This is a genomic window from Actinomycetospora lemnae (assembly GCF_028737315.1).
Taxonomy (GTDB): Bacteria; Actinomycetota; Actinomycetes; order Mycobacteriales; family Pseudonocardiaceae; genus Actinomycetospora; species Actinomycetospora lemnae.
Map to the genome: position 1 here is coordinate 191,741 of NZ_JAQZAO010000007.1, position 17,560 is coordinate 209,300.

General features: G+C 73.6%; 17 protein-coding genes. 10 read left to right on the plus strand and 7 right to left on the minus strand.

What is annotated here, in order from left to right; genetic code table 11:
• Positions 1-10: 10 nt before the first annotated feature.
• From PGB27_RS17565 to PGB27_RS17585, 5 genes are read right to left on the minus strand one after another with little or no spacing between them, the layout of a single operon-like run.
• Positions 11-817 carry an HpcH/HpaI aldolase/citrate lyase family protein gene (locus PGB27_RS17565; protein WP_274201677.1) on the minus strand — a complete coding sequence of 269 codons (807 nt, stop codon included), beginning with the start codon at positions 815-817 and terminating at the stop codon, positions 11-13.
• Complete coding sequence (locus PGB27_RS17570; protein ID WP_274201678.1) at positions 814-1,266, minus strand: MaoC family dehydratase; 453 nt, start codon at positions 1,264-1,266, stop codon at positions 814-816. Before PGB27_RS17570 ends, PGB27_RS17565 begins: the two co-directional genes overlap by 4 nt.
• Positions 1,263-3,191 carry an AMP-binding protein gene (locus PGB27_RS17575; RefSeq protein ID WP_274201679.1) on the minus strand — a complete coding sequence of 643 codons (1,929 nt, stop codon included), beginning with the start codon at positions 3,189-3,191 and terminating at the stop codon, positions 1,263-1,265. The genes PGB27_RS17570 and PGB27_RS17575 overlap by 4 nt, the downstream gene beginning before the upstream one ends.
• A 23-nt stretch (positions 3,192-3,214) precedes the next feature.
• Complete coding sequence (locus PGB27_RS17580) at positions 3,215-4,804, minus strand: acyl-CoA carboxylase subunit beta (protein ID WP_274201680.1); 1,590 nt, start codon at positions 4,802-4,804, stop codon at positions 3,215-3,217.
• Positions 4,801-5,988 (minus strand): acyl-CoA dehydrogenase family protein, encoded by a 1,188-nt coding sequence (locus PGB27_RS17585; protein WP_274201681.1) that lies wholly within the window; start codon positions 5,986-5,988, stop codon positions 4,801-4,803. Before PGB27_RS17585 ends, PGB27_RS17580 begins: the two co-directional genes overlap by 4 nt.
• Positions 5,989-6,077: 89 nt before the next feature.
• On the opposite strand from PGB27_RS17585, the gene PGB27_RS17590 reads away from it, so the two are divergent.
• Positions 6,078-6,680: a TetR/AcrR family transcriptional regulator gene (locus tag PGB27_RS17590; RefSeq protein ID WP_274201682.1), complete on the plus strand. Its 603-nt coding sequence runs from the start codon at positions 6,078-6,080 to the stop codon at positions 6,678-6,680.
• Between the two features lie 18 nt (positions 6,681-6,698).
• Here PGB27_RS17590 and PGB27_RS17595 read toward each other — a convergent pair whose 3' ends face one another.
• Entirely contained in the window at positions 6,699-7,511 is an 813-nt protein-coding gene (locus PGB27_RS17595; protein ID WP_274201683.1) for a crotonase/enoyl-CoA hydratase family protein, read from the minus strand.
• Between the two features lie 90 nt (positions 7,512-7,601).
• On the opposite strand from PGB27_RS17595, the gene PGB27_RS17600 reads away from it, so the two are divergent.
• From PGB27_RS17600 to PGB27_RS17620, 5 genes are read left to right on the plus strand one after another with little or no spacing between them, the layout of a single operon-like run.
• Positions 7,602-8,858 (plus strand): acyl-CoA dehydrogenase family protein, encoded by a 1,257-nt coding sequence (locus PGB27_RS17600; protein WP_274201684.1) that lies wholly within the window; start codon positions 7,602-7,604, stop codon positions 8,856-8,858.
• Positions 8,858-10,231 (plus strand): phosphotransferase family protein, encoded by a 1,374-nt coding sequence (locus tag PGB27_RS17605; protein ID WP_274201685.1) that lies wholly within the window; start codon positions 8,858-8,860, stop codon positions 10,229-10,231. The genes PGB27_RS17600 and PGB27_RS17605 overlap by 1 nt, the downstream gene beginning before the upstream one ends.
• 39 nt (positions 10,232-10,270) lie before the next feature.
• Positions 10,271-11,200 carry an SMP-30/gluconolactonase/LRE family protein gene (locus PGB27_RS17610; protein WP_274201686.1) on the plus strand — a complete coding sequence of 310 codons (930 nt, stop codon included), beginning with the start codon at positions 10,271-10,273 and terminating at the stop codon, positions 11,198-11,200.
• Between the two features lie 12 nt (positions 11,201-11,212).
• On the plus strand, positions 11,213-12,499 hold the full coding sequence (locus tag PGB27_RS17615) for an acyl-CoA dehydrogenase family protein (RefSeq protein WP_274201687.1): 1,287 nt from the start codon (positions 11,213-11,215) through the stop codon (positions 12,497-12,499).
• Between the two features lie 35 nt (positions 12,500-12,534).
• Complete coding sequence (locus tag PGB27_RS17620; protein ID WP_274201688.1) at positions 12,535-13,017, plus strand: peroxiredoxin; 483 nt, start codon at positions 12,535-12,537, stop codon at positions 13,015-13,017.
• Between the two features lie 27 nt (positions 13,018-13,044).
• Here the strand turns inward: PGB27_RS17620 and PGB27_RS17625 are convergent, their stop codons facing one another.
• Positions 13,045-13,641 (minus strand): TetR family transcriptional regulator, encoded by a 597-nt coding sequence (locus PGB27_RS17625; RefSeq protein ID WP_274201689.1) that lies wholly within the window; start codon positions 13,639-13,641, stop codon positions 13,045-13,047.
• A gap of 86 nt (positions 13,642-13,727) precedes the next feature.
• On the opposite strand from PGB27_RS17625, the gene PGB27_RS17630 reads away from it, so the two are divergent.
• The 4 genes from PGB27_RS17630 to PGB27_RS17645 all read left to right on the plus strand — a co-directional run bounded on the left by PGB27_RS17630 (position 13,728) and on the right by PGB27_RS17645 (position 17,521).
• On the plus strand, positions 13,728-14,510 hold the full coding sequence (locus PGB27_RS17630) for an enoyl-CoA hydratase/isomerase family protein (RefSeq protein WP_274201690.1): 783 nt from the start codon (positions 13,728-13,730) through the stop codon (positions 14,508-14,510).
• Positions 14,507-15,274: an SDR family NAD(P)-dependent oxidoreductase gene (locus PGB27_RS17635; RefSeq protein ID WP_274201691.1), complete on the plus strand. Its 768-nt coding sequence runs from the start codon at positions 14,507-14,509 to the stop codon at positions 15,272-15,274. The genes PGB27_RS17630 and PGB27_RS17635 overlap by 4 nt, the downstream gene beginning before the upstream one ends.
• Before the next feature lie 39 nt (positions 15,275-15,313).
• Complete coding sequence (locus PGB27_RS17640; protein ID WP_274201692.1) at positions 15,314-15,514, plus strand: hypothetical protein; 201 nt, start codon at positions 15,314-15,316, stop codon at positions 15,512-15,514.
• A 189-nt stretch (positions 15,515-15,703) separates the two neighbouring features.
• Positions 15,704-17,521 (plus strand): flavin-containing monooxygenase, encoded by a 1,818-nt coding sequence (locus tag PGB27_RS17645; protein WP_274201693.1) that lies wholly within the window; start codon positions 15,704-15,706, stop codon positions 17,519-17,521.
• Positions 17,522-17,560 lie beyond the last annotated feature (39 nt).

Below are 17,560 nucleotides of genomic sequence, written 5' to 3' on the forward strand. Positions count from 1 at the left end.
AGCCCGACCCTCACGAGAGTCCCGCGCGGGAGAGCACCGCCGCCGCCATCCGCAGGTGCACGTCGTCGACCATCTCGCCGTCGACCACCCCGACCCCCGACCTGCCCGCCTCGATGACGAGCCGGGCGTGGGCGATCTCGTCGTCGGTCGGGGTGAACGCCTCGTGGGCCAGCGCGACCTGGGAGGGGTGGATGCAGATCTTGCCGTCGTAGCCGAGGTCCCGCCCGACGGCGGCGTCGGCGCGGAACGCGTCGGCGTCGTGCGCCGCGACGACGGCCTGGTCGAGCAGCCCGACCCCGCCCATCGCGCCCGCGAGGACCACCTCGCTGCGCGCGTGCAGCACCTCGAGCGACCCCGCGGTGCGCCGCCCGCCGACCGAGGCGATGTAGTCCTCGGCGCCGAAGTAGGCGGCGAGCAGGTCGCCGCCCGTGAGGATCTCCCGGCACCGGCCGATGCCGCGCGCGCTCTCCAGCCCGCCGATGACCGGCAGGTCGAGGCGCGAGCGCAGGTCCGCGAGCTGCTCGGGCGACTCGAGCTTGGGCAGCACGACTCCCTGCGCCGCCGACGCCGCGACCGCGGCGACGTCGTCGACGTACCAGGGCGTCGTCGGGCCGTTGACGCGGACGAGCACGAGGGTGTCCGACGCGGGCAGCTCCGCGATCGCCGCGACGGTGGCCTCGCGCGCGGTCTCCTTGTCGGCCGCGGCGACGGCGTCCTCGAGATCGACGGCCACCGCGTCGGGCGACCAGCGCGGCACCTTGGCGACCATGTCGGGCCGCGCCCCGGGCACGAACAGCAGGCTGCGCGGCACCCTCACGCGGGCCTCCGGTGCATCAGTCCGGTGCGCCGGCAGCGGCACACCAGCTCGTCGCGCTGGTTGTACGCGCGGTGCGCGAACACCACGATCCCGGCGTCGGGCCGCGACCCCGACGCGCGCGCCGACACGATCTCCGTCTCCACCCGCACGGTGTCACCGTGGAACACCGGCGCCGGGAACGCCACGTCGTCGAGCCCGAGCTGGGCGACGATCGTGCCCAGCGTCAGCTCCGGTACCGACAGCCCGACCACCAGGGCGAGGGTGAACATGCTGTTGACCAGCGGCCGCCCGAACTCCGTGGTCGCCGCGTACGCGTGGTCGAGGTGCAGCGGCGCCGGGTTCATCGTCATCGTCGTGAACAGGACGTTGTCGGTCTCGGTGACCGTGCGCCGGGTCGCGTGCTCGACGACGAGGCCCTCGGTGAGGTCCTCGAACCACAGTCCGCTCACGCGTTCACCGCCGCCGCGAGCGTCTCCAGGCTGCCCGGGTCCTCCAGCGCGCTGGTGTCGCTGCGCGCCTCGCCGTGCAGCAGGACCTCGCGCATCAGGCGCCGCATGATCTTGCCGGTCCGGGTCTTCGGCATCGCCGCGGTGACGACGACGCGGTCGGGCCGGGCGATGCCGCCGATGGTGTCGGCGACGAGCGTGCGCACCTCGTCGGGCACGTCGTCGGCGCTCCCGCCGGTGACGGTCACGAACGCGACCGGCACCGTGCCCTTGGTGGGGTCGGGGATCCCGACGACGGCCGCCTCCACCACGCGCGGATGCGTGGTCACCACGGCCTCGATCTCCATGGTCGACAGGCGGTGCGCGGCGACGTTGATGACGTCGTCGGCGCGCCCGAGCACCCACAGGTGCCCGTCGGTGTCGACGACCGCCTCGTCGTTCGTGGCGTAGCGGCCGGGGAAGCGCCCGAAGTAGGTCGACAGGTAGCGCTCGTGGTCGTCCCACACGGTGCGGGCGAGCGTCGGGAACGGGCGGGTCATGACGAGGTTGCCCTTGACCCCCGCCGGCACCTCGTGGCCCTCCTCGTCGACCACGGCGAAGGCGTGCCCGGGCACCGGTGTGCCCGCCGAGCCGGCCTTGAGGTCGTCGACGCCGGTGACGGGGTAGGTCCACGTCGACCCGGTCTCGGTCTGCCCGTAGGCGTTGACGACCGGGACGCCGTAGGTCTCGGTCGCCCAGGTGAAGGTCTCGCCGTCCAGCGGCTCGCCCTGCACCGTGATCAGCGCGAGCCGGGGCAGCGGGTGGGCGGCGGCCAGCTCGTCGCCGAACTTGCGCAGCGTCCGCAGCACCGTCGGCGCGCACAGCACCTGGGTGACGCCGTGCCGTTCGCAGATGTCGTAGAACCGCGAGGGACCGGGCGTGTCCAGCGCGCCCTCGTAGCAGGCGATCGTCGCGCCGTGGGCGAGCCCGCCGATCACGGCCTGGATCGGGAAGGTCAGCCAGCCGACGTCCGCGGCCACCCAGTAGACGTCGCCCTCGGCGGGCCCGGCCTGCCAGTGCACGTTGGCCCAGGTCCCGAGCAGGAAGCCGCCGACGGAGTGCACGACGCCCTTGGGGCGCGACTCGGTGCCGCTCGTGAAGATCAGGAACGCGGGCTCGTTGGGGTCGAGGGCGACGGTCGGGGCGCCCTCGGGGTGCTCGGCGAGCAGCGTCGTGTACGAGACCTCGCCCGGCCGCAGCTCGACGTCGCGCCGCGTGCGGTCGACCACCACGACGCTCTCGACGGTCGGCGCGTCCGGCCGCGCGGCGCGCAGGGTCTCGAGCAGCTCGACCGGCCTGCCGCGGCGGTAGATGGCGTCGGCGACGACCACGACCTTGGCGCGGGCCGCCGCCAGCCGCGCGGCGACGGCGTCGCGCCCGAACCCGGAGAACAGCACCGTGTAGATCGCGCCGATCTTGTTGCAGGCGTGGATCGCCGTGAACGCCTCGACGAGGTTGGGCATGTACACCGCGACGACGTCGCCGTGGGCGATCCCGAGCGAGCGCAGCCCGCCGCCGAGGCGGTCGACCTCGTCGGCGAGCTCCGCGTAGGTCAGCGTCCGCGTGTCGCCCGGCTCGCCCTCCCACACGACGGCGGGCCGGCCGGCGGTCGCCGGGTCCTCGGCCCACCGGTCGACGCAGTTGTCGGCGACGTTGATGCGCCCGCCCTCGAAGTAGCGGAAGTCGCCGAGCTCGCCCGTGCGCACGGTCTGCCACGGGGTCAGCCACCGGTGCCGGCCGGCGACCCAGGCCCAGTAGTCGTCGGGGTCGCGGTCGTGGAGCGCGCGGGCCTCGGCGAGCTCGGCCGCCCGCTCGGGAGAGCGCCACCGCTCGTCGAGGGGCTGCAGCGGCGCGGAGATCAGCGTGGCCAGGGTGTCGCGATCATCCATGATCGTTGCTCCTGCATCGGGGACTAGACAGGGCTGACGGGGTGGTGACGGCGCCCGCGGGTCCGGGTCCAGCCGTCGGCGTGCCGCAGGCGCGCGACCAGCTCGCCGCGCAGCTCCTCGCCGGGTACGACGGCGTCGACGACGAGCTCGTCGCCCATGCGCAGCAGGTTGACCTCCGCGCGGTGCTCCTCGACGCGCGTGGCGACGAACGCCGCGCGCTCGTCCGGGTCCGCGATCTCGGCGATCTTGCCGGCGTAGACGGCGTTGACCGACGCCTCCGGTCCCATCGCGCCGATGAACGCGCTGGGCAGCGCGAGGGTGGCACGGGGCTCGAACCCGGGCGCGCACATCGCGTAGTAGCCCGCGGCGTAGGCCTTGCGCAGCACGACGGTGAACTTCGGGACCTCGGCCGACGACATCGCGGTGATCATCTTCGCGCCGTGGCGGATGATGCCCTGGCGCTCCACCGCGACGCCGACCATGAACCCGGGCACGTCCTGCAGGAAGAGCAGCGGGACGTTGAAGGCGTCGCAGAGGCTGATGAACCGGGCGGCCTTGTCGGCGGAGTCGACGTGGATCGCGCCGCTGCGCACGCGCGGCTGGTTGGCGACGAGCCCCACGACCCGCCCCTCGAGCCGGGCGAACCCGACGACGATCTCGGGGGCCCAGTCGGGCTTGACCTCGAAGAACGAGCCGCCGTCGACGAGCCGGTCGATCACCGCGGTGACGTCGTAGCCGACGGTCGGGTCCTCGGGCACCAGGCCGTCCCAGCCGGTGGCCTCGGGCTCCCTCGGTTCGGCGCTCGGCGGGGACGCGTCGAAGTGGTCGGGGAGGTAGGAGAACAGCAGCCGGGCGGCAGCGATCGCCTGCCAGTCCTCGTCGAACACCGCGTCGCCGCAGCCCGAGACCTCGGCGTGCATCCGCGCGCCGCCCATCTCCTCCGCGGTGGTGCGCTCGCCGGTGACCTTCTCGGCCACGCGCGGCGAGGCGAGGTACATCGACGCCTGCCCGTCGACCATGCCGACCCAGTCGGTGAAGGCGGGCATGTAGGCCCCGCCGGCGGCCGACGGTCCGTGCAGGCAGCAGATCTGGGGGACGCGCCCGGACAGCGCGACCTGGAGGTGGAAGATCCTCGAGGCGCCCCGGCGGCCGGGGAAGAAGCCCATCTGCTCGGTGAGTCGCCCGCCCGCCGAGTCGACGAGGTAGAAGACGGGCAGCAGGTCGCGGTCGGCGCGCTCGAGGATGCGGATCTGCTTCTCGCACGTCCGCTCGCCCCACGAGCCGGCCTTGACGCCGAAGTCGTGGGCGATCACCGCGACCGGGCGCCCCTCGACCGTGCCCACCCCGGTGACGACACCGTCGGCCGGCATGCCGGGCGTGCTCGCCGACGCCAGCACGCCGTCCTCGACGAAGCTGCCCCGGTCGAGCAGCACGGCGAGGCGCTCGCGCACCGGCAGCTTGTCCGGCCACCGGCCGGTGTCGCCGCCCTCGCGGGCCCGCGCCGCGGCCGCGAGCACGTCGTCGCCCGAGGGAGGTGCCGGCGTCCCGGGGGGAAGGGGCGCCGGCACCTCCCACGGAGGAGGAGCGCCGTGGGCGTTGGCCGTCCCCGTCACGGGAGACGCAGCTCGTCGGAGCTCGACCCGTGACCGGGCACGAGCCGCTTGCCGAGGATCTCCAGCTGGATCTCGTCGGTCCCGCCGCCGATGCGCAGGATGCGCACGTCGCGGTGGTGGCGCGCGACCGGCGTCTCCTCGAGGTAGCCGGCGCCGCCGAAGAGCTGGACCGCCTCGTCGACGATCCACGCCGCCGCCTTGGCCGCGAAGTACTTCGCGGCGGCGACCGAGCGGTCGGCCTCGGGGTGGCCGCGGTCGAGGCGGTCGGCCGCCTTGTAGGTCATGACGCGGGCGGCCTCGAGCTCGATCTCCATCGCGGCGAGACGGTGGCGGATCGCCTGGCGCGCGGTCAGCGGCTCGCCCGCCACCTCGCGTCCGCGCACGTACTCGGTGACGGTGTCGAGCGCCTCGGCGGCGTGGCCGACGCCCATCGCGGCGAGCGCGACGCGCTCGAGCTGGAACGCGGCCATGATCTGGTGGAAGCCGCGGCCCTCGACGCCCAGCACCGCGTCCTCGCCGAGCTCCACCCCGTCGAGCACGACCTCGCGGGTGTCCGACGAGTGCCAGCCCATCTTCGCCAGCGGGGCGCCCGTCGACAGCCCGGGCGTCCCGGCGGGCACCACGAACGTCGTGATGCCGCGGTGGCCGCCACCCGGATCGGTCTTCGCACCGACCACCAGCACGTCGGCGAGACCGGCGTTGGTGATGTACATCTTGCGGCCGTCGAGCACCCACCCGTCGTCGGTGCGGCGGGCCCGCGTGGTGATGCCCGCGACGTCGGAGCCGGCACCGGGCTCGGTGACGGCGATGGCGGCGATCGCCTCGCCGGCGGCGAGCGCCGCGACCCAGCGCTCGCGCTGCTCGGTGGTGCCGTACCGGACGATGTGCGGGGCGGCCATGTAGGCGCTGACCAGCGCGCTCACCGCGATGCCGCCGCACGCCCGGGAGAGCTCCTCCGCGAGCACGGCGACCGCGGTCGCCTCGCCGCCCGAGCCTGCGGACCCACCGAGGTCCTCGGGGGTCAGCAGACCGAGCAGGCCCGCACCGCCGAGCTCCTTCCACAGGCGCTCGGGCGGGCGTCCCTCGCGCTCGGCCTCCGCGACGACGGGCCGGACGCGCTGGTCGGTGAAGGCCCGACACGTCGCCCGGAAGTCCTCGTGCACGTCGTCGAGGTCGTGGGACACGCTGCTCCTTGCTTCGACCGACCGGTCGGGCGAAAGTACCCCACGTCACACACGTTCGGTCAAGACGTGCGCGGGGAACGGGGAGCGCGATGGCGGCACGGGGGAGCGGCGGGGGCAGTCGCGCCGACGAGCAGCGGCAACGGATCCTCGCCGGCGCCGTCGCCGTCTTCAGCCGCCGCGGGTACCGCGCGGCGTCGATGAACGAGGTCGCCGACCAGGTCGGCCTGCGGAAGCCGACGCTGTACCACTACGTCCGCACCAAGCAGGACCTGCTCGTCGCGGTCTACGAGGAGGTCCTCGACGAGAGCCTGGCGAGCGCGCGGCGGATCGTCGCCGCGGCGCCGTCGGCGCGGGAGGCCGTGCGCGAGCTCCTCGTCGAGCGCGTCCGGTACACCTGCGAGCACCGCGACCTGCTGACGATCTGCTTCCACGAGGAGTCGGCGCTGCCGCCCGAGCTCGCCGAGCCGATCCTCGAGCGCCGCCGCGAGTTCGAGCGCGTGGTGCGCGACGCCGTGGCGGCCTACCTGCGCGAGTCGGGGCGGGCCCTGCCGATGTCGGTCGGGACCTACGTCAGCACCTGTCTCGGCGCCGCGAACTGGACCTACAAGTGGTTCGACCCTGCCGGTCCGCGCTCGCCGCGCGAGCTCGGGGAGGACGTCGCATCGGTGCTGGTGGGCATCCTCGACGGCTGATCCCGGCCGCGGTGCTGCTCACGGTGTGTCCTCGAAGACCGGCGCGCGCTCCTCGAACCCCGCGGTGACCGCCTCGACCTGGTTCGGGCTGCCGATCAACGCGCCGATCTCGGTCTGCTCGGCGGCGAAGCCGGTGGCGAGGTCGACCCGGCCCGCAGCGTCGAGCAGGCGCTTGGCCGCGCGCACCGCGTGCGGGCTGCGGCCGGCGATCTCGCGGGCGAGCGCCAGGGCGGCCCCGAGGGGGTCGTCGTCGGTGCGCGTGCACAGCCCGAGCGCGGCGGCCTCGGTACCGCTGACGACCCGCGCGGTCAGGGTCAGCTCCTTGGCGACGTCCCGGCCGACGAGCTCGGGCAGCACCTGCGTCCCGGTCATGTCGGGGATGAGGCCCCACGTGACCTCCATGACCGACAGGCGCGCGTCGGGGGCGACGATGCGGATGTCGGCGCCGAGCGCGATCTGCAGCCCCCCGCCGAGCGCGTTGCCGCGGATGGCCGCGATCACCGGGACCTCGAGCTCCGCCCACACCCACGCCGCGCGCTGTCCCGTCGCCCGCGCCGGCCCGTCGGTGGGCGGGAGCTGCGCCGACGCCGAGAGCCGCTCGCCGTTCGCCATCGCCCGGAACGAGCCGAAGTCGAGGCCGGCGCAGAAGTCGGGGCCCTCGCCGGAGAGCACGGCGACCCGCACCGACCGGTCCTTCCGCAGGGCCTCGCCCGCGTGGACGAGCCCCTCGAACATGGCCGGGTCGAGGGCGTTGCGCTTCTTGGGCCGCGACAGTCGCACGTCGGCGACGCCGTCGACGAGCTCGACCCGCACGCGTTCCTGCTCGCTCATGCGCCGCGACGCTACTTGAACGATCGTTCAGGTGGCGAGACGCTGACGGCCATCGCGTCCTGACACCGCGCAGACACGGAGGAGGTCGGTGTGGACTTCGCACTCCCGGCGGAGCTGACCCGGCGGCTCGACGCGCTCGACGACTTCATCGAGCGCGAGATCGTCCCGCTGCAGGAGCAGGACGACAACCAGCGGTTCTTCGACCACCGGCGCGAGTACGCCCGCACCGACTTCGAGAACGGCGGCGTCCCGCGGCCCGAGTGGGAGGAGCTGCTCGGCGAGATGTTCCGCCGTGCCGACGCGGCGGGGTGGCTGCGCTACGGGCTGCCGACGGAGGTGGGTGGCTCCGACGGCACGAACCTCGACATGGCGGTGATCCGCGAGCACCTCGCGCACCGCGGGCTGGGCCTGCACAACGACCTGCAGAACGAGTCGTCGGTGGTCGGCAACTTCCCGTTCGCGCACATGCTCATGGCGTTCGGCACCGACGCGCAGCGCGAGGAGTTCCTCGAGCCGATGCTCACCCGCACGGCGCGGCTGGGCTTCGGCCTCACCGAGCCCGACCACGGCAGCGACGCCACGTGGATGGAGACCCGCGCGGTCCGCGACGGCGGCGACTGGGTGATCAACGGCGCGAAGCGCTGGAACTCCAACATGCACGCGGCGACCCACGACGTCGTCTTCGCCCGCACCTCGGGCCACGACGGCGACGCGCGCGGGATCACCGCGTTCTTCGTCCCGACCGACACCCCGGGCTTCTCGGTCGACTTCCACTGGTGGACGTTCAACATGCCCACCGACCACGCCGAGGTGAGCCTGCACGACGTGCGGGTCCCCGACGAAGCGGTCTTCGGCGAGGAGGGCGAGGGGCTGGCCGTCGCGCAGACGTTCGTCCACGAGAACCGTATCCGCCAGGCCGCGTCGGGCGTCGGCGCGGGTCAGTACTGCATCGACTGCAGCGTCGCCCACGCCCGCGAGCGGCGGACGTTCGGCGCGCCGCTGGCCACCCGCCAGGCGATCCAGTGGCCGCTGGTGGAGCTGCAGACCGAGGGCGAGATGCTGCGCGGGCTGGTCCGCAAGACGGCGTGGGAGCTCGACCGCGTCCCGCACATGGAGATCAGCGACCGCGTCTCGATGTGCAACTACCGCGCCAACCGCTTCGTGTGCGACGCCGCCGACCGCGCCATGCAGGTGCACGGCGGTCTCGGCTACTCGCGGCACACCCCGTTCGAGCACATCTACCGCCACCACCGCCGCTACCGGATCACCGAGGGCGCGGAGGAGATCCAGATGCGCAAGGTCGCGGCGTACCTGTTCCGTTTCGCGGGCCCGAACAAGCAGCGGTGATGGGCGACGACCTGGGTGACCAGCTGGCACGACGCCTCGGCGAGGTCACCGGCTCCGACGTCCGGGTCGACGGCCTGCGCCGGCTGACCGCCGGGGCCAGCCGCGAGACGTGGTCGTTCACCGCCACCGATCCCACCACCGATCCCGCCACCGCCCCCTCCGGCCCGCGCGCCCTCGTGCTGCGCCGCGACCCGCCGGGCGACGACCGCCCCGAGGGCATGGCGCTCGAGGCGGCGTCGCTCGCGGCGGCTGCGGCCGCGGGCGTCCCCGTCCCACCGCTGGTCGACAGCGGCGGCGACCCCGCGGTCGTCGGGGCGCCCTACCTGGTCACCGAGCACGTCGACGGCGAGACGATCGGGCCCCGCATCCTGCGCGAGGAGCGCTTCGCCGCCGCCCGCGAGGGCCTGGCCGCGGAGCTCGGCCGCACGCTCGCCCGCATCCACGCGGTCCCGCTCGACGCCGTCCCCGGGCTCCCGGCGGGCGACCCCGTCGAGGACCTGCGCGCCACCTACGACGCGCTCGACGAGCCCCTGCCGACCGTCGAGATCGCCCTGCGCCGGCTCGACCGGCACCGTCCCGACCCGGTCCCCGACGCCCTCGTCCACGGCGACTTCCGGCTCGGCAACCTCATCGTCGACGAGTCCGGGCTGGCCGCGGTGCTCGACTGGGAGCAGGTCCACCGGGGCGACCCGCGCGAGGACCTCGGGTGGCTGTGCGTCAAGTGCTGGCGCTTCGGCTCGCCGCTGCCCGTCGCGGGCCTCGGGACGATCGACGAGCTGCTCGACGGCTACGCCGAGGTCGCCGGGGTGCGCCCCGACCCCGGGGCCGTGCGCTGGTGGCAGGTCCACCGCACCACGTGGTGGGCGCTGGGGTGCCGACGCATGGCCGGGCGTCACCTGGCGGGGGAGACGCCCTCGGTCGAGCTCGCCGCGATCGGCCGTCGCGTCGCCGAGCAGGAGCACGACCTGCTGCTCCTGCTCGGGCTGCCCGCCGGGCCGGGCCCCGAGGTGCCGGCCGCGCCGCGCTCCGACCTGCAGGGACGGCCCGGCGCGGGCGACCTCGTCGAGGCCGTCGCCGGCTTCCTGCGCGACGAGGTCATGGCCGCCGGCGACGAGCGCCTCGCCTTCCTCGGCCGCGTCGCGGCCAACGTCCTCGACGGCGTCGCGCGGGAGCTGGCGCTCGGCCCGGAGCTGGAGCGCCGCCACCGCGAGCGGCTCGCCGCGTTGGGTTTCGCCGACCAGGCCGGGCTCGCGGCGGCGATCCGCCGCGGCGCGGTCGACGACACCGACCCCGAGGTGCTCGCGGCCGTCCGCGCCGCGGTGACCGACAAGCTGGCCGTCGCCAACCCGCGCTACCTGTTCCGGCCGGGCTGACGTTGCGCTGAACGACCGTTCAGGGAGAGGCTCGCGGGCGTGCGCACCGTGGCGACCGGGCTGGGCTTCCCGGAGGGACCCGTCGCCCTGGCGGGCGGTGACGTCCTCGTCGTCGAGATCCGGCGGGGCACGCTGACCCGCGTCGCGCCCGACGGGACGACGGCCGTGGTCGCCGAGCTCGGCGGCGGTCCCAACGGCGCCGCGATCGGTCCGGACGGCGCGGTGTACGTCTGCAACAACGGCGGCTTCACCTGGCACGACCGCGACGGGATCACCGCGCCCGGCCACCAGCCCGCGGACTACGTCGGCGGGAGCATCCAGCGGGTCGAGCTGGACGGCCCCGCCGTCGGGAGGGTCACCGAGCTCTACACGGCGTGCGAGGGGCGCCCGCTGCGCGGGCCCAACGACATCGTCTTCGACACCGACGGCGGGTTCTGGTTCACCGACATCGGCAAGAGCCGCGAGCGCGACCGCGACACCGGGGCGCTGTACTACGCGCGCCCGGACGGGTCGTCGATCACCGAGGTGGTGCACCCGCTGACCCAGCCCAACGGGGTCGGCCTCTCGCCCGACGGCGCGCGGCTCTACGTCGCCGAGACGGTGACGGGGCGGGTCTGGGCGTGGGACGTCGCGGGCCCGGGACGCCTGGCGCGCACCGCGGAGCCCGTCGGCCCGCGCGGCGCCGCGCTCCTGCACGGGCTCGGTGGCTACCAGATGCTCGACTCGCTCGCGGTCGACGGCGAGGGCAACGTCTGCGTCGCGACCCTGATGACGGGGGCGATCAGCGTGATCGCGCCGGACGGCACGCTGCGGCGGCAGATGCCGGTGCCCGAGCACGATCCCTACGTCACGAACATCTGCTTCGCCGGCGCCGCGTCGCGCACGGCCTGGGTGACGTCCTCGGGGCGGGGCGTGCTCTACACCCTGGAGTGGGACGGCCCCGGACTCGACCTCGCGTACACGGCCTAGAAAGGACAGCGCATGGCCTGGGACTTCTCCACCGAGCCCGAGTTCGAGGCGCAGCTCGCGTGGATGCGCACGTTCGTCCGGGAGGAGATCCTCCCGCTCGAGACCCTCGACCTCGACGGGGAGACGCTGGCGCGGGCGACGGCGCCGCTGAAGGCGGAGGTCAAGGCGCGCGGGCTGTGGGCCGCGCACCTGCCGCCGGAGCTCGGCGGGGGCGGGTTCGGCCAGGTCAAGCTCGGGCTGATGCACGAGATCCTCGGGCAGTGCCAGTACGCCCCGGCGGTGTTCGGCAACAACGCGCCGGACTCGGGCAACGCGGAGCTGCTCGCCCTCGGCGCGAACGACGACCAGAAGAAGCGCTGGATGGAGCCGCTGCTCGACGGGGAGCTGCGCAGCGCGTTCTCGATGACCGAGCCGAACGCCGGCGCCGACCCGACGCTGCTGACCACCCGGGCCGAGCGCGTCGGCGACGAGTACGTCGTCAACGGGCACAAGTGGTTCACGTCGAACGGGTCGGTGGCCGACTTCCTCATCCTCATGGCCGTCACCGACCCCGACGCGGCGCCGCGGCGGCGGGCGTCGATGTTCGTCGTCCCCACCGACACCCCCGGCGTGGAGGTCCTGCGCGACATCCCGACGATGGAGCACCCCGAGGAGCGCACCGGCCGGCCCGGCGGGCACGCCGAGGTGATCTACCGCGACGTGCGCGTGCCCGCCGAGAACCTCATCGGCGCGGAGGGCGACGGCTTCCTGCTCGCCCAGAAGCGGCTGGGGCCCGGGCGCATCCACCACTGCATGCGCTGGCTGGGGCAGTCGCAGCGCGCCTTCGACATGCTCTGCGAGCGGGCGGTGTCGCGGTACACGCACGGGTCGGTGCTCTCGGAGAAGCAGATGGTCCAGGACTGGATCGCGACCTCGACCGCCGAGATGACCGCCGCGCGGCTGATGACGCTGCAGGCCGCCTGGAAGATGGACCAGGGCGGCACCGAGGCGGCGCTCACCGACATCGCGATGATCAAGTTCTTCGGCGCGACGGTGCTCTACAACGTCATCGACCGGGCGATCCAGGTGCACGGCTCGCTGGGCTTCACCACCGACCTGCCGCTCGAGGGCATGTACCGCCACGCCCGCGCGGCGCGGATCTACGACGGGCCCGACGAGGTCCACAAGGTCACCGTCGCCCGCCGGGTGCTGCGCGGCTACGAGCCCCGCGAGGTGCCGAGCGAGCACGTGCCGACCCGCCGCGAGGAGGCGAAGCGGAAGTTCGCGCACCTCCTGGACGCCGCTGCCGTGGGCAGCTAGTAGTTGTCCACGACCGATCGAAGGAGACCCGAACGATGATCGCTGTGGGAGAGAAGATCCCCGACGTGCCGCTGACGACGGTGGACGCCGCGGGGAACACCGAGTCCGTGCGCTCCGGAGAGCTCTTCGCGAGCGGGCGGAGCGTGCTGTTCGGCGTCCCCGCCGCGTTCAGCCCGACGTGCAGCGACGCGCACCTCCCGGGCTTCGTGGCCAGGGCCGGCGAGATCTCGGACAAGGGCGTCGACCGGATCGTGTGCGTCTCGGTCAACGACCCGTTCGTCATGGGCGCCTGGGCGAGGGATCAGCAGGTCCACGGCGTCACCATGCTCGCCGACGGGTCCGCCCTGTTCGCGAAGGCGATGGGCACCGACATGGACGCCACGGACTTCGGGCTCGGGATCCGGTCGCAGCGCTACGCGGCGGTCATCGAGGACGGCACGCTGACCTGGATCGACGTGGAGGACGCGCCGCCGGACCACGAGAAGTCCACCGCCGAGGTGGTGCTGACCAAGCTCTGAGGCGAGCTCTGAGGCAGGGGTGCGGCGCTACCGGCAGTCGACGATCCGCCGCGCGATGGCCGTGTAGCGCTCGACCAGCTCGGGGACGCCGACCCCACCGTCGGGCTCGTACCACTGGGCGATGGCGTTGCACGCGGCGACGACGGCTCGGCGCGCGTCGTCGGGGTGCTCGCAGCGGAACACACCGCGGGCGACGCCGTCGTCGACGAGGTCGGCCCACAGCTTCGACGCCGCGGCGCGCAGGCCGTCGAGGCGCTCGCGGTTCTCGGGGTCGAGGTTGCGCCACTCGGAGGCGGCGATGGTGCTCTCGACCTGCCGGCTGACCCGGTACTCGATCGTCGCGCGCACCAGCGCGCGCAGACGGGCGGCGGGGTCGTCGCCGGCGTCGCGCAGGGCCTCGTCGCAGCGGCGGAAGTACTCCTCGGTGCTCTCCTCGACGAGCGCGGTGAGCAGCTCCTGCTTGCCGGCGTGCCAGTGGTAGAGCGCCGAGAGCGACAGGCCGGCCCGCGCGGCGATGTCACGGATCGAGGTCCCGTGGTAGCCGCGCTCCGCGAAGCTCTCGCGGGCGGCGCGCGTGATGGCCTCCCGCCCGCCCCCGCGCGGCACCGCCGCCGGGCTGGTCATCGCGACAGCATAGGACGACTCGACCCCCGAACGATCGATCGATAGGTTCCGGACGTCATCTGCTGTCCGGGGACGGAGCCGCGCACATGGACGACGAGGTCCTGCTCACCCGGCGGGAGGGCGGCATCCTCACGCTCACCCTCAACCGCCCGCACCGCAAGAACGCGCTGGACGCCGCGCTCTGGGAGGCGCTGCACACCCAGCTCGGCGCGGTGCGCCGGGACCCGGACGTGCGCGCGGTCGTCATCACCGGGGCGGGCGGCGACTTCTGCGCCGGCGCCGACCTCTCCGGCGCGCGCGAGGGCCACCCGCTCGACCGGATGCGGTTCGTCAACGACGTCGCCCTGCTGCTGCACGAGCTGCCGGTGCCGACCGTCGCGGCCGTCGACGGTGTCGCGGTCGGGGCGGGCTGGAACCTCGCCCTGGGCTGCGACCTCGTCGTCGCGACGCCCCGCTCGCGGTTCTCCCAGATCTTCGCCAAGCGCGGGCTCTCGCTCGACTTCGGCGGGTCGTGGCTGCTCCCGCGCCTGGTGGGGATGCAGCAGGCCAAGCGGCTCGCCCTGCTCGCCGAGATGATCGACGTCGACGAGGCGCTGCGGCTCGGGCTCGTGACGTGGGTGGTCCCGGTCGAGGAGATCGAGGCGTATGCAGCCGAGCTGGCGGGCCGGCTGGCGGCGATGGCGCCGGTCGCGGTGTCGCAGTCGAAGGCGCTGCTGCACGAGAACGCCGACCGTCCGCTGCGCGACGCACTGGCGAGCGAGGCCCGGGCGCAGTCGGTCAACTTCGCCACCGAGGACGCCCCCGAGGCGTTCGCCGCCTTCAACGAGAAGCGCGACGCGACGTTCACCGGCCGGTGGGCGGTCAGGTGAGCGGTCTGTTCGACCTCACCGGCCACGTCGCGCTCGTGACCGGCGGGAACTCGGGGATCGGGCTCGGCATGGCCCGGGGCCTCGCGCAGTGCGGTGCGGACGTCGCGATCTGGGGCACGAACCCCGACCGCAACGCGGCGGCGGTCGAGGAGCTGGCGGCGCACGGCACCCGCGTGCGGTCCTGGCGCTGCGACGTCGGCGACGAGGACGACGTCGAGGCCGCCTTCGCCGGCGTGCTCGAGCACTTCGGCCGCGTCGACTCGTGCTTCGCCAACGCCGGGATCAGTGGCTCGGGGAGCCGGTTCGTCGACACGACGCTGGAGGAGTGGCGCCGCGTGACGCGCGTCGACCTCGACGGCGCGTTCCTGACCCTGCGGGCCGCGGCGCGGCACATGGTCGACCGGGGCGGGGGCGGGGTGCTCGTCGGCACGTCGAGCGTGTCGACGGTCCACGGCGCGCCCCGCAACCAGGCGTACGCCGCGAGCAAGGCCGGGCTGACCGCGATCATCAAGGGCCTGGCGATCGAGCTCGCGCGCCACGGCGTCAACGCGCACTCGCTGGTCGTGGGCTGGACCGAGACGCCGCTGGCCTCGCGCACGCTGCACGACGAGCGATTCGAGCGCGCCGTGATGCCGCGCATGCCGCAGCGGCGCTGGGGTGTGCCCGACGACTTCGCGCGCCTCGCCGTCTACCTCGCGGGCGGGGCGGGCGGGTTCCACACGGGCGACGAGATCGTCGTCGACGGCGCGTACTCGATCTTCTAGATCTGGACGCGGCCGGCGGGGTGGGGGAGCCTGCCGGTCATGACTCCGGAGCAGGTCGCCCGGGCCCAGGGCGAGCAGGACGCCTCGGCCGCCGTCGCCGACGAGGAGCGCTGGCGCATCGCCGGCGGCGGGATGCTCACCGTGCACCCCGTCGAGGCGTGGGTCCCCCGCGCCCACCGCCGCGCCTACCTCGACGGCGCCGCCAGCGTCCTGGGCTACCGCCCCCTGGTCCTCGGCTGACCCCCATGTGAGTAGTCGGCGCGCCTATACGCGTGTCAACTGCTCACGACGGGGCGGACGCAACCTGCCTGCAACCCTGCCGCCGCGAGGCGTGATCGGCTTCACTGTCTCCCACGCAGGAGGACGGTGGGCGGAGGCGGGCGCCGCCCACGGTCGACACGGGACGTCGCCCGGTGAAGAGAGGCAGCAGTGACGCAGACGGTGGAGAGCGGCCGCACCGAGACCGACCGGCGGGTGAGCAGCTGGCTCTCGGACTTCGCCGACGCGGTGTCGGCCGGGGACGCGGAGCGGGCCGGGGCGCTGTTCGCGGACGAGTCGTACTGGCGCGACCTGGTGTCGTTCACCTGGAACCTGATCACGGTGGAGGGCCCGTCCGGCGTCGCCGGGGTGGTGGGCTCGGAGGCCGCGCGTCAGGTGGCCCCGGTGAGCTTCGAGGTCACGGGCGAGCCGACCGAGGCGGACGGGGTCACCGAGGCGTGGCTGACGTTCGAGACCGCGATCGGGCGGGGCAGCGGGCACCTGCGGCTGAACAGCGACGGGAAGGCGTGGACGCTGCTGACCACGCTCGACGAGCTCAAGGGCCACGAGGAGCCGCGGGGGGAGCGCCGGCCGTTCGGGACCGAGCACGGTGCCAACCCCGACCGCGTGACCTGGCGCGAGCGCCGCGAGGCCGAGGCCGCGGAGCTGGGCTACACCCGCCAGCCCGAGGTCGTCATCATCGGCGGCGGGCAGGGCGGGATCGCGCTGGGCGCACGGCTGCGCCAGCTCGGGGTCGAGACGATCATCGTCGAGACCAACGAGCGCCCGGGCGACTCCTGGCGCAAGCGGTACAAGAGCCTCGCCCTGCACGACCCGGTCTGGTACGACCACCTGCCCTACCTGAAGTTCCCGGACAACTGGCCGGTCTTCGCGCCGAAGGACAAGATCGGCGACTGGCTCGAGATGTACACGAAGATCATGGAGCTGAACTACTGGGGCTCCACGACCGCGAAGAGCGCCACGTTCGACGAGGCGTCCGGCGAGTGGACCGTGGTGGTCGACCGCGCCGGCGAGGAGGTCACCCTCCGCCCGAAGCAGCTGGTGTTCGCGCTCGGGGTCTCGGGCAAGCCGAACATCCCCGCGATCCCGGGCCAGGAGCGGTTCCAGGGCGAGATCCAGCACTCGAGCCAGCACCCCGGCCCGGACGCCTACAAGGGCAAGAAGGTCGTGGTCATCGGGTCGAACAACTCGGCGTTCGACATCTGCGGGGCGCTGTGGGAAGTGGGCGCCGACGTCACGATGGTGCAGCGCAGCTCCACGCACATCATCAAGTCCGACACGCTCATGGAGTACGGGCTCGGTGACCTGTACTCCGAGCGCGCGCTGGCCAGCGGCATCGACACCCACACCGCGGACATGATCTTCGCGTCGCTGCCCTACCGGATCATGCACACGTTCCAGAAGCCGACCTACGACAAGGCCCGCGAGATCGACGCGGACTTCTACCGGAAGCTCACCGAGGCCGGCTTCGACCTGGACTTCGGCGACGACGACTCGGGCCTGTTCATGAAGTACCTGCGCCGCGGCTCGGGCTACTACATCGACGTGGGCGCCGCCGACCTCGTGGCCGAGGGCAAGGTGAAGCTGGCCAAGGGGCAGATCACCGAGCTCACCGAGCACGAGGTCGTCCTCGACGACGGCACCCGCCTCGAGGCCGACCTGGTCGTGCTGGCCACCGGCTACGGCTCGATGAACCAGCGCGCCGCCGACATCATCGGCCAGGAGATGGCCGACCGCGTCGGCAAGGTCTGGGGCCTGGGCTCGGACACCACCAAGGACCCCGGTCCCTGGGAGGGCGAGCAGCGCAACATGTGGAAGCCGACCCAGCAGGACAACCTGTGGTTCCACGGCGGCAACCTGCACCAGTCGCGCTTCTACTCGCTCTACCTCGCCCTGCAGCTCAAGGCCCGCTCGGTCGGCATCCCGACCCCGGTGCACGGCAAGCAGGAGGTGCACCACACGGCCTAGGTGCGCTCCGCGCTCGTGAGCAGAAATCGGTGCTGGAGC